The organism is Gilliamella sp. B3127, assembly GCF_026536935.1.
Taxonomy (GTDB): Bacteria; Pseudomonadota; Gammaproteobacteria; order Enterobacterales; family Orbaceae; genus Gilliamella; species Gilliamella apicola_E.
Genome location: NZ_JAFNNI010000001.1, coordinates 482,807 through 499,100 on the forward strand (window position 1 = coordinate 482,807; position 16,294 = coordinate 499,100).

11 protein-coding genes and 1 riboswitch are annotated in these 16,294 nt (G+C 37.5%); of the genes, 8 read left to right on the plus strand and 3 right to left on the minus strand.

The window, feature by feature from the left end:
• Positions 1-229: 229 nt before the first annotated feature.
• Positions 230-1,165 (plus strand): 23S rRNA (adenine(1618)-N(6))-methyltransferase RlmF, encoded by a 936-nt coding sequence (gene rlmF, locus J3U00_RS02155; RefSeq protein ID WP_267331370.1) that lies wholly within the window; start codon positions 230-232, stop codon positions 1,163-1,165.
• A gap of 232 nt (positions 1,166-1,397) precedes the next feature.
• On the opposite strand, the gene argS is transcribed toward rlmF, so the two are convergent.
• Complete coding sequence (gene argS / locus J3U00_RS02160; protein ID WP_065562857.1) at positions 1,398-3,131, minus strand: arginine--tRNA ligase; 1,734 nt, start codon at positions 3,129-3,131, stop codon at positions 1,398-1,400.
• A 517-nt stretch (positions 3,132-3,648) separates the two neighbouring features.
• A riboswitch (TPP riboswitch) is annotated at positions 3,649-3,757 on the plus strand.
• A 40-nt stretch (positions 3,758-3,797) separates the two neighbouring features.
• On the opposite strand from argS, the gene thiB reads away from it, so the two are divergent.
• The 7 genes from thiB to dinB all read left to right on the plus strand — a co-directional run bounded on the left by thiB (position 3,798) and on the right by dinB (position 12,809).
• Positions 3,798-4,796, plus strand: a complete 999-nt coding sequence (gene thiB, locus J3U00_RS02165; protein WP_267331371.1) for a thiamine ABC transporter substrate binding subunit — start codon at positions 3,798-3,800, stop codon at positions 4,794-4,796.
• Positions 4,797-4,809: 13 nt separating this feature from the next.
• A complete protein-coding gene (thiP, locus tag J3U00_RS02170; RefSeq protein ID WP_267330908.1) occupies positions 4,810-6,390 on the plus strand; it encodes a thiamine/thiamine pyrophosphate ABC transporter permease in 1,581 nt (526 codons plus the stop codon).
• Positions 6,368-7,069: a thiamine ABC transporter ATP-binding protein ThiQ gene (thiQ, locus tag J3U00_RS02175; protein WP_065562860.1), complete on the plus strand. Its 702-nt coding sequence runs from the start codon at positions 6,368-6,370 to the stop codon at positions 7,067-7,069. The genes thiP and thiQ overlap by 23 nt, the downstream gene beginning before the upstream one ends.
• Positions 7,070-7,698: 629 nt before the next feature.
• Positions 7,699-8,979 carry a hypothetical protein gene (locus J3U00_RS02180; protein ID WP_267331372.1) on the plus strand — a complete coding sequence of 427 codons (1,281 nt, stop codon included), beginning with the start codon at positions 7,699-7,701 and terminating at the stop codon, positions 8,977-8,979.
• Between the two features lie 192 nt (positions 8,980-9,171).
• Complete coding sequence (locus J3U00_RS02185; RefSeq protein ID WP_267331373.1) at positions 9,172-9,672, plus strand: hypothetical protein; 501 nt, start codon at positions 9,172-9,174, stop codon at positions 9,670-9,672.
• 313 nt (positions 9,673-9,985) lie between these two features.
• Complete coding sequence (gene cptA, locus J3U00_RS02190; RefSeq protein ID WP_267331374.1) at positions 9,986-11,680, plus strand: phosphoethanolamine transferase CptA; 1,695 nt, start codon at positions 9,986-9,988, stop codon at positions 11,678-11,680.
• Positions 11,681-11,753: 73 nt separating this feature from the next.
• Positions 11,754-12,809: a DNA polymerase IV gene (gene dinB, locus J3U00_RS02195; RefSeq protein WP_267331375.1), complete on the plus strand. Its 1,056-nt coding sequence runs from the start codon at positions 11,754-11,756 to the stop codon at positions 12,807-12,809.
• A gap of 81 nt (positions 12,810-12,890) precedes the next feature.
• Here the strand turns inward: dinB and J3U00_RS02200 are convergent, their stop codons facing one another.
• Together J3U00_RS02200 and J3U00_RS02205 are read right to left on the minus strand one after the other, a co-directional pair.
• A complete protein-coding gene (locus tag J3U00_RS02200; protein WP_065734534.1) occupies positions 12,891-14,327 on the minus strand; it encodes a 6-phospho-beta-glucosidase in 1,437 nt (478 codons plus the stop codon).
• A gap of 13 nt (positions 14,328-14,340) precedes the next feature.
• A complete protein-coding gene (locus J3U00_RS02205; RefSeq protein WP_267331376.1) occupies positions 14,341-16,212 on the minus strand; it encodes a beta-glucoside-specific PTS transporter subunit IIABC in 1,872 nt (623 codons plus the stop codon).
• Positions 16,213-16,294: the final 82 nt, after the last annotated feature.

The following is a 16,294-nucleotide window of genomic DNA, read 5'->3' on the forward strand; positions in this document are numbered from 1 at the left end:
AGGGAATATCAAAAACTTTTTTAGATTTTTCATTGTATTATCGGTTGGATTTAAAGTGGATGATTATAACAAATTCAAAATTAATTTTCGAATCATCCACAATCGTATAACTTAACGATTATAAAAAAAGTTGAGGAGCGGGGTTTTTGAAGCATAAAATCTCTCGCTATTTTCACAAATATGCTCAAAAACGTTATAATAGTGATTAATTCTCTATGTTGGATCATCCATGCAATCAATCAAAAAAACAGCTTTACACCACCGCAATAAACACATTAATGGTTATCCATTTGATTTACTTATCAAAACATTGAACGAGCTATCTAATTTTGTAAAGCCTAATCAATATGGACGGTTAACGATTGATTTTGCTGATCCTACTGCGGTCAAAATGCTAAATAAAGCGCTATTATTGCACTATTATCAACTTTCGTATTGGGACATTCCTGACAACTATCTATGTCCGCCAATTCCGGGGCGAGCAGATTATATACACTATCTTGCCGATCTGTTAGCGCAAGATGACCAAATTCCTACAGGTAAACAGGTTCGCATTTTAGATATTGGGGTTGGGGCGAATATTATTTATCCAATTATTGGTTGTGCAGAGTATGGTTGGTCATTTGTGGGTAGTGATATCAATCCAACATCAATAAAAGTTGCTTCATTGATAGCACAATCTAATGATCTATTAAAAAACACATTACAATGTCGCTTACAACCTGACAACGAAGCTATTTTTGAAAATATCATTCAACCTAAAGAATTTTACCTAGCCACCCTATGCAATCCACCTTTTCACGCCTCCGAACAAGAAGCACATGCAAGTGCTTACACTAAACTTAAAAAGTTGGGAAAAGTAAATTCAACGAAAGATAATCTCATCCTCAACTTTGGTGGACAACACGCTGAACTCTGGTGCAAAGGGGGAGAAAGTGCATTTATCTCTAAAATGATAAAAGAGAGTATCAAATACAAAACGCAATGCCTGTGGTTTACCTCATTGGTATCGAAAAAAGAGACGCTAAGCAAAATAAAAAAACAACTAAAAGTGGCAACTGAATATAAAATTGTCTCTATGGCTCAAGGACAAAAAATTAGCCGTTTTGTTGCGTGGACGTTTTTTGATCAAGAAGAGCGGAAAATGATAATCAAAAAAAGTTGAGGAGCGGGGTTTTGGGGGGGCTAAATCCTACTTTTTAATGTTGTTTTATATGAATAATCCAGCTTTAAGCTGTGGTGTTTAGTTGTGTTTTTATATCAAAAAGTTGAGGATTTTTTTGGGGGGATAAATTTCGTTTTATAAAACTCCCCTCAATTTTAAACGCTGAAATTTTTAAGATGTTTTTAAGTGTCGATATACCACCGATATTGAACAATATCGGTGGCTGGTTTTGTTACATTTTTTCAACCGTTTTAATACCAAGCATATCTAAACCGGTTTTAAGGGTTTTTGCTGTTAAAGATGCCAGTTTTAGACGGCTATGTTTCAAGTCTTCATTTTCGGCTGCCAAAATTGGGCAGTGCTCATAGAAGCTAGAGAATAGGGTGGCGATATCATACAAATAGGCGCACAGCACATGCGGTGTGCCTTCTGCAGCAACGGTTGAAACGGTTTCATCAAATTGAATTAATCGAATTGCTAATGTTCGCTCTTTGTCCGTGCCTAAATTGATATTACCAGTTAAGCTATCTTCGTTGATATTTGATTTTCTAAACACCGACAGTACGCGTGTATAGGCATATTGTAGATATGGTGCAGTATTGCCTTCAAATGACAACATGTTATCCCAATCAAAAACATAATCGGTGGTACGATTTTTGGATAGGTCGGCATATTTCACTGCGCCAATCGCCACAGCATCAATCACTTTGGCAAGTTCTGTTGGTGAAAGATCGGGATTTTTACTTTTAATTAGTGCTTCTGCACGCTCTGTTGCTTCGTCAAGCAGGTCGTTTAATTTTACGGTATCACCTGAGCGAGTCTTAAACGGCTTGCCGTCTTTACCTAACATCATACCAAACATGTGGTGTTCAAGTTTTAAGGATTCTGGTACATATTTCGCTTTATGCACGATATCCCAAACTTGTTCTAGATGTTGGTGTTGACGTGAATCGGTATAATATAAAATACGTTCAGCATGGAGTGTTTCGTAACGATATTTTACACAGGCAATGTCGGTTGTTGCATAAAGATAGCCACCATCACGTTTTTGGATAATAACGCCCATTGGTTCGCCTTCTTTATTTTTGTATTCATCTAAAAAGACGACGATGGCACCGTCACTTTCAACCGCTAATTTTTTCTGTTTTAGATCGGCAACAATGCCTGGTAGCATACTGTTATAGATGCTTTCGCCCATTGTATCTTCAACCGATAAGGTGACATTAAGGCGTTTATATGTGGCAATGTTTTGTGTCATGGTGATATCCACCAGTTTTCGCCACATTTCACGGCAATATTGGTCACCACCTTGGAGTTTTACGACATAATTACGGGCTTTTTCGGCAAAGGCTTCGTCTTCGTCGTAATGTTTTTTTGCTGCGCGATAGAACGATTCTAAATCTGAAAGTTCCATATCGTTGGCATGTTCGTTTTCCATTTTTTCAAGGTAGGCGATTAACATCCCAAATTGGGTTCCCCAATCACCAACATGGTTGGCACGGATAACATTATGACCAAGAAAGCTTAATACTCGGACACTAGCATCACCAATAATAGTTGAGCGTAAATGGCCGACGTGCATCTCTTTTGCTACGTTTGGTGCAGAGTAATCAACCACAATAGTTTGTGGTTTGGCTGGTAAAGTAATATTCAGTTTATCACTATTTAGCGCGACTTCGTTTTGTTCAGCAATCCAACTATCTTTTAAAAAGATATTAATAAAACCAGGACCGGCGATCTCGATTTTATCGGCAATATCATCAATATCAAGATGTTGTAAAACTTTTTCAGCTAATGCTCGTGGTGGCATTCCCAATTTTTTAGCGGTAGACATGATACCATTTGCTTGGTAGTCACCAAATTGGGCTTTAGCTGATTGCTTGATTAAAGCGTCGCAGTTTTTATCAGCACCCGCCATAATCATTGCTTGAGAAACACGTTGTGTTAATAGTTGTTGAATATTCACACTGAACCTAATCGTTTAAAATAAAATGCCCAATATAATACTGATAAATTGATAAATTGTCACTGTGGGATTAGTTAAGGACAAGTAAATAGCTGATTCTTTTATAAACGAAAATTTTTTTATTTAGATGTAATCTATCAACTCAATTATAAAATAGATAAAAAAATAAAGAGAAAACAGGTGCCGAAATTTATTTAACTACCTGATTATCAATATCCTTTTGCTCTTTTCAACTTCGGTGTTTGCTCAAGGTCATCTGCAAGAACTCAGATTCACAATTGACAAAATAGTATGATAATTATGGTGAAAATATCTTTTTGAATGAATATGCAAAACTCACTCAACCCTTAAATGAGCAAGAAATCGATTTTCCGATTACAAATGGGGCTAAGCGGAAATTTTATAAAGCTATCAGTTTGATCAAGCGCAGTTACTCTCTTCCAAAATCATAGATAAGTTTGCAGGCAACCGTTGAAGGTAACTATTTACAATTATACCTTCACCCTCTAAACTAATGTCGTTCTCAACGGGGTGCCCTAGTGGGCTGAGAGTGTCAGATTGACTGACATAACTCGTCGAACCTGAACTGGATAATGCCAGCGGAGGGATTTGAGTTATTATATCTGCTCAAACCTTTTGTCTTTTACCTATTTCTTTGGAGGCAAAATGTTTCGTAAAAACTTTTTACTACCTGTTATTTTTCTATTTTCACTTTTTAGCCCATTAGTCAATGCAGAACTGCCCACTTTGACGGTTTATAGCTATAATTCATTTATGTCACAATGGGGACCCGGTGAGGCAATCAAAAAAGGGTTTGAAGCCCAGTGCAATTGCCAACTTGAGGTTGTGACATTAGGTGATGGTGTGTCGGTTTTAAATCGTATTCGCCTTGAAGGCGATAAAACGAATGCAGATGTTATTTTAGGGTTAGATAACAATTTATTAGAGCAAGCCAAACAAGCGAATATTCTTATTCCTCATCAAATCGCTAAACCTGACAATCTTAACACCAATTGGTGGGATGATAGTTTTATGCCTTATGATTTTGGTTATTTTGCTTTTATCTACAATAATAACAAAGTCAAAAATCCACCTCATTCTTTACATGAACTGGTTGAAAATAAAGCCGGTTGGAAAATCATCTACCAAGATCCAAGAACCAGTACACCAGGACTTGGTTTACTATTTTGGGTAAAAAAAGTTTATGGTGATAAAGCAGCAGAAGCGTGGCAACAAATCGCTAAAAACACGGTGACAGTCACCAAAGGTTGGAGCGAAGCTTATGGTATGTTTTTAAAAGGCGAAGCGGATTTTGTACTTAGTTACAGTACATCGCCAGTGGCACATATCATTAATGAAAACGAGCATCACTACGAAGCAGCTATTTTTGATGAAGGGCACTATCGTCAAGTTGAAGTAGCCGGAATTATTAAATACAGTCAAGAAATTGACCTAGCGCGCCAATTTTTACGTTATTTGCTGACACCTGAAGTCCAACACCAATTTGCTGAGAAAAATGTGATGTATCCGATTATCAAAACGGATCTACCTAATGCTTTTGCGCAAATTAATTCAGTCAATAAATCGTTAGAATTTGAGCCGGCAGAGATTGAAAAACATCAAAAAGCTTGGATTCGAGAATGGCAATCGGCAATTAGTAAATAGATCCGTATCGCCAATGTTGAAATTTAAATCGTTATTACCCGGAATGAGTGCGGCGAGCTTAATACTCATCATTTTAAGCTCGGCACTTATTGCTATTTGGCGATTTGCCTTAGAGTCAGGAAATTTGACGATTTATCTTGATAGTTATGTGCTTCATATTGTTTGGATCACTTTTTATCAAGCTTTGTTATCGACAATACTTTCGCTGGCATCAGCAATATTAATGGCTAAGGCGCTCTCCTTTATTGATTTTAAAGGTAAAAAGTTACTGATAAAAATAATGCCAATTACCTTTATTTTACCCGCTTTGGTGGTTGTGACAGGGTTGTTGTCGGTATATGGGCAACAAGGTTTACTGGCTTACATTTGCCAAGTACTGCATATCCCATTTTCATTTCCCATTTATGGCTTGCAAGGTATTTTGTTGGCGCATGTTTTTTTGAATTTTCCTTATGCTTGTGTGCTCTTTTACAAAACATTAAACAGTGTTGCTATAGAACAAAGACAGTTAGCGGCACAACTTAATTTTTCAACATTTACCTATTTTAAATTACTTGAATGGCCGTTACTTCGTAGACAAATATTGCCTATGGCAGCACTTATTTTTATGCTCTGTTTTTCGAGTTTTGCCATAGTGCTTGCATTGGGTGGGGGTCCAAAATACACCACGCTGGAAGTGGCTATTTATCAAGCGGTGCGAGACTTTGATCTATTACAAGCCGCATTACTATCTTGCGTGCAATTGGTTTGCTGTATTGTTTTTATCAGCTTGATGCAGAAAATAAATAGAAATGATAGAAAGCTGAGTGTTAAATTTAGTCACTCCAACTATCAATTACCGATAACCAATTGGTTAAAAATGATTAGTATGATAATTATCGTAATAGGGGGATTATTTATATTGTCCCCGATGATTACTATACTTTTTCAAGGTTTCTATTTTTTCCAAATCTCATTACTCACATCGATGTTGCAACAAGCTTTACTCTATTCAATCCTTATTGCTATAGGTTCGGCTATGATAGCGATGTTACTTGGGTTACTTTTGCTATGGACCAATTGCCGACTATTGATTAACCAACAACGTCAATTAAGCAATCGGCTTATGATGGTTGCCTCATTGATATTAGCCATACCAAACATGGTATTAGCATCGGGATTGTTTTTATTGTTATTCGGTTTTAGTCATAACACTGTTTTTATCTGCTTATTAATTATGGTTTGTAATGGGTTAATGGCGCTACCTTTCATCCTTAAAAATTTAGCTACGCCGATGTATGATATTACGGCACGCTATTGGCAATTAACCCAAACCCTTAATATCAATGGATTAACGCATTTTTATTTGGTCGATTTTAAGGGGTTAAAAAGCCTTATGTTGATGAGTTTTGCCCTTGCTGCCATATTGTCATTGGGCGATTTTGGGGTAATAGCTCTGTTTGGCGGGCAGTCGGTGACCACGTTACCTTATTATTTATATCAACAGATATCGCATTATCATTATCAAGAAAGTATCGTGACAGCCGCGATATTATTACTTTTATCTTTTAGTTTATTGGTTGTGATGGATTATGATCGAACTTCAAAAAATTGAATATCAATATGACAACTTCAACATGCACTTTACGCTAAATATTGCTGCTAAAGAGCGGGTTGTTATTGTCGGTCCAAGTGGTGCGGGCAAAAGTACATTACTTAGCTTGATTGCGGGGTTCATCTTTCCTAAATCAGGACAAATCATTTTAAATAACCAAAATGTCACAACAACGTTACCCGGTAAACGCCCTGTATCGATGCTATTTCAACAAAATAACTTATTTAGCCATCTAACGGTTGAACAAAATATTGCTTTAGGCATTAAGCCGACATTAAAACTGAGTCGAGCTGAACAAACGACTATTAATGATATACTGGTTCGTGTCGGGCTGGAAGGCTTTAACCATCGCTATCCCGAACAGCTATCGGGTGGCCAACGGCAACGCGTGGCACTGGCTCGCTGTCTTATACAACATCGTCCTATATTATTATTAGATGAGCCATTTTCTGCTCTTGACCAAGCTCTGCGCTTTGAAATGTTGGCATTGGTTAATCAGGTTTGTAGTGAATTTAATCTGACCTTAATGATGGTATCGCATTATCTGGATGAGTCACTTAGCCATTTTTCCCGCTGTGTGGTTATTGAAAATGGAAACGTCATATTTAATGCAGAACCAAAACAGCTAGCTGAAAATCAAGAGATAGCTAAATTGTTAGGGATAAGTTATTATTCATAATTAGTGTCCTCAGTAAAAAAAGTTGAGGAACGGGGTTTTTTGAGGTTTTAAATGTCACTTAAAAATTACTAAATGATCCAAATCACTAAATTTCTAATTCAAAGCCTTAACATAAAATTTTTGAGGATCAATCGCTCTAATTTTAAAGATTTGTAATTACAATATATTTAAATAAAACAATAATTAAATAATTATAGTTTAGATCCTTTTTAGATCCCATTTACAAAAGTTAACTTAAATGAGCGAAAAAAAGTGTTGCATCGTGTTTTTCCAATCACTATACTTTTTACACGGTTTTAGCTAACAGGCTAAAATTTGACAGAAAAGTATAAAATCACAAATAAATCAAAAAATTACTTGACAAGGTAGTCTAAAATGCATTATAATTTTCAACAGGCAACAGGCAACAGGCAACCTGGCCAACCTATCTTTTAGATTCGTCTAAGTTCAACTCCCAACTTAAATTTTTCACTAAAACTTATTTTTCCACGCAATCAAGTGAAATTCTGCGAATTTTTGCGCGATCGCTTCCGCGATCCTCTTCTCGATCTTTTTTCCGATCCTTTTCCAAATTATCCCGGCAGATTGTTTTTTCCGTGGTCTTTTTCCTTCCTTTTTCGGGTCATGCATTGACATCACAGACAACTAGGAATGCGATACAGGGTAGTGCACCTTATCTGACTTTCGATGGTGGTCGTACTCGTGCGGTTGATGCTAACGGTCTGCTTGGGATTACACTATCTGATGGTACACAATATACGCCTTCAACTAATACTTCATCTTCTTCAGCGCCAATCTCATTGCCGGTTGTGGGTCAGAGTTTTGCTGATATTCGTATGTTCGTTCCTACTGATACAAATTCAGTCGCTTTGAGTTCTCTTATCGGTCCTCCTAATAATTATTGGGGTGATGATGATGGAGATTCTGGCGTTAGTGCTACAGGTTCTTTAAGTTTATCTATCGTCGATAAAAACAATCGACCTGTATCACGTAATTCCGAGCTAACAAATTGTAACGCACCTTATAGGATTAAGTTATCTAGTACTGACGGTACATTATCGACTCGTTACGGCGTTCCTAATCGTAGTACTTTCAGTGCCCGTAATGTGACTTATTACGTCAATCCTAAGGCTTCGCCAGTGGTTTGTTTTGCTAGACCAGATATGTACTATAGTACAGGTGATTATGCTGGTCCGGTTTCGATGTGGGACCCGGATAATGGTTTTATTCCTCAGTCAACTGACCTATCGCGTTACGGTTCAAACTTTCCTACAACTGGTGCTAACAAACTGTACTTTGATTTACTCATTAGTGGTGTTAGTCGGGCATTGTCTTGGTCTCCTGTCTCTCATGGAGGTATCACAGTTACAATGTCTAATCCTACAGCTACAAGCGTTCGTGTTACTTTAACTGGTCCTTACGCTACCGAATCCCAGATTAATTCATCCAGTCCTATTCCTATTTCTATTTCTAAACCTACTTTGCCTCAGACATTCGAGTTGGTTGGTCGTGATACTAATGGTACTCCTGTTGTCAGATATGGTTTTACTTTGAAGCGGTGGTTCATGAACCGTGGTTCTAAGAGGGACACTTATTCTAATACATTCTCTTGGTGTAATAGTCTTGGTTATCGAGTGCCTCGCATAAGGGATTTAACAAATTCGTCTCGAATTAGTAGTTTGGGCGCTACACCTTCCTCACCTGGTAATCATTATATGCGTCATATAGGTTCTGGTTTTTTCACTGAGTGGGGTCGTATGGACGCTTATTCAGGCGTTGGCTTCAACAACACTCCGTATTGGGTTATTGAACCGAATTTTAGTACCCATTATGCCGTGCGCACTGACAAGGGTTACGTGACTTTTTTGGACATTGTCAGAGCCACCTTCGGCCTTTGCACCTATCCTTAGTTCTTATTTCTTCGTCCTTAATCCTTAGACCGGGGGGGAAGTGATAAAAAATAGTATTAAGTGATTAAAAGTAAGCTGACTCAAGGAGTCAACGTCGTTTAGCCATAAAAAAGCGATTTTGCGGCTAAGCGGCAAAAATGCTGGGCACCGAGGTGGTGGTTAAAAATATAGATATTAAAGAAGTAATATAAAATGAATATTGAAGACAAAATCGCGTTAAGTAAAAGGCCGGTTCAGTTTATTGCTGAAGGTAATTTTTTAAAGCTTTATAATCAATCATTATATGTGGTTCAGCAATTATTGGGTTTTAATTTAAAGGCAACGGCAAAGTATATAAAAAAAATTGATGAAATTATTATTTGCGGTGGATTTCCTACCCGTTCTATTACTAAACGCTATCCTAATGCCAGCCCTAATTTAACGGGTTATGAGTTATTGGGTAATTATGATTTAAGTGGGTATGAATTATGGTACCAAAAGCATTGCCAAATACCGAAGCAAAAAACACCACAATCCCTTCTCACAGCATTCCAAGAGATAAACGAACAGTTAAACGAATTTCGAGATATGAATAAACCGTTAACGGTTCAGCATCTATTATTTTTACAATCATGGCAGGCAAATAAATATCCTGCCATGGTAGATAGTGCATTTATTCAGGAGTTGAAGAATTATTTTAGTGAATTGCATTAATAGCAGAGTGATGTTGAAAATAAATCATCCGTTTCAACTAGGGTGATTTTTTAAGTTTTTTATCGAAAAAAAAGTTGAGGAGTGGGGGTTTTGGGGTTTAAAATTCTGCAATGTTGTCTAAAATAAATAATTCGGCCTTAAACTGTGGCTTTTTTTAGTAGCCGTTTTTTGCATCAAAAAAGTTGAGGAACGGGGTTTTTGAATCCCTTTCATCATAATCAATAAATAATCTTTATTAGTTCCATCTTAAGGTTTTGTTAATCTGTTTTTGTTAGTTTAGTTGCACTTTTATTTGTAATTATTGGAGCAAAATTTGGATAGAAATTTTAGTTGGCGCTCGTTGGTTTATGCTATTTTGTATTTCTGTTACTTTTCTTGTGCATTACAACTTTACATTGCATTGTCAGGACATGCTAATTTTATTGGGCTTCGTGACTCGATAATTTATAGTATGATTTGGCTGGTGCCTATTCTCTTTTTTCCTAATATTACCAAAAAATTTGCTACCGTTTATGGCATTATTGTTGGCGGGTTGTCACTAATTTCGATTGGTTATTTTACGATATATCGACAGGAGTTTTCGCAGAGTGTTTTTTTTGTGATGGCGGAGTCGAATTATAATGAGTCACATGAATTTATTTCCCAGTACCTTAGTATTAAACTCGTCGCCGTGCTGTTGATTTATATTTTGGTTGGGGTGTTTTTGTGGTTTAAGGTTAAACCGGTTTATGTAAAAAATATGACTAAATGGTTAGTGTCGATAATCATTGTGGTTTATGCGTTGATGCCATTGTTTATTAGTGTGGCGATTAAGAAGACTTCGTTTGAGCGCGCTACCCAGCATCTGTTAAGTCGGATGGAAACGACGGTTCCATGGCAATTGCTCAGTAGTTATATTGCTTATCGTTCTCAGCTTTCTAATATGGACAAAATCTTAAATCATCTCGAAACCTTGCCTAAATTCGAAAATTTAACTGATGCCAATGGAAATACTCCAAGAACGTTAGTGCTGGTGATTGGTGAGTCAACGACTCGTAGCCGTATGGGCATTTATGGTTATGGTCGTGATACGACGCCGTTAATCGAGCAATTTAAAAAAGATAACCCTGATTTTCTTGCTTTTAATGATGTTGTTTCATCAAGACCTTATACGATTGAGATTTTGCAACAAGCGCTAACTTTGGCCGATGAGCAACATCCTGATTTATATCTTTCTAAGCCATCATTAATTCATTTGATGAAACAGGCCGGCTATAAGACTTTTTGGATTACCAATCAACAAACGATGACCAAGCGCAATACGATGTTGACGATGTTCTCTAAGCAAGCTGATGAGCAGTTTTATATGAATAATGATCGTAATCAGAGTTCCAGACAATATGATTCGTCGGTTTTTGAGCCGTTTAAGAATGTGCTAAATGATCCTGCTGAAAAGAAATTTATTGTTATTCATCTGCTCGGTACGCATATGAAATATGAGCTGCGCTATCCGGAAGGTGAGGAGTATCAGCGTTTTAAAGATAAGACTGGCGTAAATTTTGATTTGGATAATGATAAGTTAAAAGTTTATAACAGTTATGATAATGCGGTCGCGTTTAATGATTTTGTTACCACTGAGCTGTTTAAGCTATTTAAGAATAGTGATCCAAATGGTTTTATTTTGTATTTTTCCGATCATGGTGAGGAAGTTTATCAAACGGCTCCACATGATGTTTTAGGGCGTAATGAGAAGGCACCAACTAGGGCTATGTATACGGTTCCTTTTATGCTTTGGCAATCGCCTAAGTGGTTAGTGAGTCATCCTAATAATCATTTTGAGTCTTATGTGAATCGAAAATTTAGTACTCAGGATTTGATTCATACTTGGTCTGATTTGGCTGGGTTAAGCTTCGATGATTATCAACCCGAAAAAAGTGTTGTGAATGAAAAATTTGCACAGCCAACTCGATGGATTGGTGATCCTCATGGTAAAGAGGGGTTAACCGATTTCGATCAGCTCGCTAAATAGTGATTTACAGATAAAGTAAAGGTATGGTATTGTATATTTATACAGTTATTTTCTATATACTAATACCTTCATTATGCGAAAAATTATTCATGTCGATATGGATTGTTTTTATGCAGCTGTCGAAATGCGAGATAATCCACTTTATCGCAATGTGCCGATCGCCGTAGGTGGCGATCCACGTAAGCGTGGTGTGGTGGCAACTGCGAATTATATTGCTCGTCAATATGGTGTGCATAGTGCGATGTCAATGGCACAGGCAATTAAGCTGTGCCCTAATATCAAGGTCATTCCAGGTCGTCATGCTGTCTATAAAGAGGTTTCCAATCAAATCCATCAAATATTTAAGCGTTATACTCAAGCCATTGAGACGCTTTCGCTTGATGAGGCTTATTTGGATGTGACGGATTGTAAGCTCTGTCATGGCTCTGCTACGTTAATCGCCCAAGATATTCGACAAGCAATCTATAAGGAGCTAGAGTTAACCGCGTCAGCAGGTGTGGCACCACTTAAGTTTTTAGCTAAAATCGCCTCTGATATGAATAAGCCAAATGGGCAATATGTGATTACACCCGATCAGGTTGAGGGATTTATTGAGCAACTTCCACTGAAGAAGATCCCCGGTGTGGGTAAAGTGACCGAGAAGAAGCTAGCAGAGTTGGGGCTTTATACCTGTAAAGATGTGGTTAATTATGATTTGACTAAGTTACTTAATCAGTTTGGTAAGTTTGGACGTATTTTATATGAGCGTTGCCAAGGGATTGATGAACGCGAAGTCTGTAATGATAGGCAACGCAAGTCAGTTGGGGTAGAGCGCACGTTGGTTGATGATATTCACAGTTGGGATGAGTGTTTAGCGCAATTTGATCCGCTATTTGAGGAGTTGGAGAAGCGTTTAAGCAAAGTTCGCTCGGATCTCTCTATTGCTCGCCAAGGTGTGAAATTTAAGTTTGATGATTTTCAGCTTACGACTCAAGAGCATGTTTGGTCTAAGTTGGATAAAGCTGATTTGATTGAACAAGCTCATAAAGTTTGGCTAGAAAGGCGCAATGATCGGGGTGTTAGGTTAATTGGTTTTCATGTGACGTTGATTGATCCACAAGTTGAAAAGCAACTTATTTTTAAGTTTTGATTGATGATGTGTTGATTAGATGAGATGGGTTAAAGGATCTGATTTTAATTCGCAAATCAGATCCTTTATATTATTAAATGATTATTTTAAGTTTTGACCATTGGTCTTAATCACATTTTTATACCATTCGAATGACTCTTTTTTATAGCGTTTCATGCTACCGTTACCTTCGTTGTCACGATCAACATAAATTACGCCATAACGTTTTTTCATTTCGCCAGTGGTGAATGAAACGACGTCGATAATCCCCCAAGCGGTATAACCAATCACATCAACACCGTCGTAATCCATCGCTTTTTGCATCGCTTTAATATGCGCGCCGAGGTATTCGATTCGTGGTTTATCGTGAATTTGGTTGTCGTGCTCAAGTTCATCAATCGCCCCAAAACCATTTTCAACAATAAATAGTGGTAGTTGATAACGATCGTATAAGCGATTAAGTGTGTAACGTAATCCTTCTGGGTCGATCGGCCAACCCCAGTCACTGCTTTTAATGTATGGATTTTCAACTGCATTTGGTAATGCACCATTGACGATGTTGTCACGGTTGTCGTTTTTAACATCCGCTTTTACGACCGTTGACATGTAGTAACTAAAGCCGATGTAATCAACCGTACCTTGTTTTAAACAAGCTAAGTCTTCTTCTGTAATATCAAGTTTGTAGCCTTCGCGTTCAAACTCTTTTAATGCGTATGATGGATAATATCCACGAACATGTACATCAGGGAAGAAGAAGCGTTGATGCATAGCAATTTCTGATGCCATCATGTCTTCAGGGTTACATGAGTATGGGTAAATTGGCACGTGAGAAATCATACAACCAATTTCAAAGTTAGGATTGATTTTTTTACCAGCAATAACCGCTTTAGCACTGGCTAATAATTCGTAATGCGCAACTTGGTAAAGCACTTCTTGTGGATTTTCACCAGGTTTAACTTGTACACCTGAGTTGGTCCAGAAGAAGATTGGGTTACTGGTGTCCATTTGGTTGTTGATTTCGTTAAAAGTCATCCAATATTTAACTTTGTTTTTATAACGTTCAAAACAACTTATAGCAAAACGTTCAAAAAACTCTACGGTTTTACGATTACGAAAACCACCATATTGGCGAGCAATGTGTAATGGGATTTCAAAATGTGAAAGGGTAATAACCGGTTCAATTCCATTTGCAATGAGTTCATCAAATACGTCATCGTAAAATTGTAGGCCTGCTTCATTTGGCTCTAGCTCATCGCCTTTAGGGAAAATTCGAGTCCAAGCAATTGAAGTACGGAGGCATTTTAGTCCAAGTTCAGCAAATAATTTGATGTCTTCTTTATAATGATGATAGAAATCAATTGCTGTATGATTTGGGTAAAATTTGCCTGCTTCGATATCTTGAGTGATTTGTCTTGCAACACCATGTGCGCCAGCGGTCATGACATCAACCACGCTTGGTCCTTTGCCCCCTTCATTCCAGCCGCCTTCGAATTGGTGAGCGGCTAATGCACCGCCCCATAAAAATGGTTTTTTAGTCATTTTTGATTCCTTGTTATTGCTTAATTTCGAATATGATATCGTCAAGATTCACGTCTTTATTTTCAGTTAATGTGATCAATTGGTATTGATCTGTATTAACAATAATAATTGGTGTAATTAATGGATAACCTGCTTGTTTGACCGCTTGTGGATCAAAGCTGATTAGCAAATCACCTTTTTTAACTTGTTGCCCCATACTGATGTGATAACTAAATTCGTTATTAGTTAAATTAACGGTATCTATTCCAACGTGAATTAATAATTCTACACCGTTATCTAGGACTAAGCCGATAGCATGTTTTGAACTTTCAAATACCGCACTAACGACGCCATCAAATGGTGCGTAAACATGATTATCTGTTGGTTCGATAGCAATACCTTCACCCATTAATTTTTGTGCAAAAGCGGGATCTGGCACTTCGCTTAGAGGTAATGCTTTACCGATCATTGGGCTGGTAATGTTGATTTTATCAAGAACGACTTTTGGGGTGTCGTTTTCAATTTTTTCTTCACTTTGTGCTTTTTCATTAGTACCAAAAATTTGCATTAAGATCACTGGCCCAAATAGTGCTATTGCTGAACCCAGTGCTACGCCGATGATTGATCCATAATGTTCTGGGTTAATTGCATTAACAATAGTTAGTGGTCCAGGTAATGCTGCATAGGTGTAGTAGTAAGGCGTAAAGATACCAGCGACCATTCCACCAATTGCAGCACAAATACAGCCATAAATAAATGGTGTTTTAAAGCGTAAGTTAACCCCATAAATAGCTGGCTCTGTGATACCAAATAGACCCGTAATAAAGGCTGAGATTGATACACCTTTCATCTCTTTTGAGCGAGTTTTGATATAGAATCCTAATGCTGCACCGACTTGACCAATTACCGCGATAGTTTGGTAGGCTTGGAAAGAGTCTTTACCATATTGGTTAATGTTTTCGATAATAACTGGTGTAATACCCCAATGCACACCAAATATAACCAGAACTTGCCAAAATGCCCCGATAATTGCACCCGCGACCCATGGCGCAAGGTTTACAATCCAGTTGTATCCGCTTGCAAGGTAGTGCGCTGCACCAGCTGTAATAGGTCCAATTACTAATAAGGTTAATGGAACCATAATCACTAAGCAGATTAATGGCATGACTAATGGTTTAATAATGCTGTGTAAGCGAGGTTCTAAGAAACGCTCTAAATAAGAGAGTAACCATACTAAAAATAGTGGTGGCAATACGGTTGACATATAGGTGGTTTCAGATAGCGGTAAACCAAATAAGTCAAATGTTCCCCCATTTTTTATTGATGTTGCAATTTCTGCCCATGTTGGTGATAGTAGCGCTGCACAACATGCAACTGCAATATAGATGTTGCAACGGAAATGTTGCGATGCAGTAATGGCAATAAAGATAGGTAAAAAGGTAAATGGCGCCCATGAGATAAAGCTAAATACTTGGCAAGTGCCAGTTTGTTCAAATTCTGGATAGGCAAGCTTAATTAAAATTAAGATCCCTTGTAATATCCCCGCACTAGCTAAAACATAAACGAATGGGGCAAAAACAGCTGACATTGTTGCGATAATACGATTTAACATACTACTTTTGCTATTTACATCAATTTTATTGTTTCCACTCATCAATTGAGTAAATGCATTATAGACTTTGTCAACATTGGTGCCGATAACAACTTGAATTTGTCCACCTTTTTCAACCACGGTGATAACACCAGGTAAACTGGCGATTTTCTCTTTCGCTTCTGCTGGGGTGGTTTGAGTAACGACACGCAAACGAGTTGCACAACGCGCGACAGAAACAATATTATTTTCGCCGCCTAACTCATTTAATATATCAACTGCTAATTTATTATAATCTCTAATTTTAGATGACATCAATTAAGCTCCTTTTAACAGGTAAGAGAGCATATATTATCCTTAAATTGAAAATTGTTAATGACCAATTTTATTGTTTGTG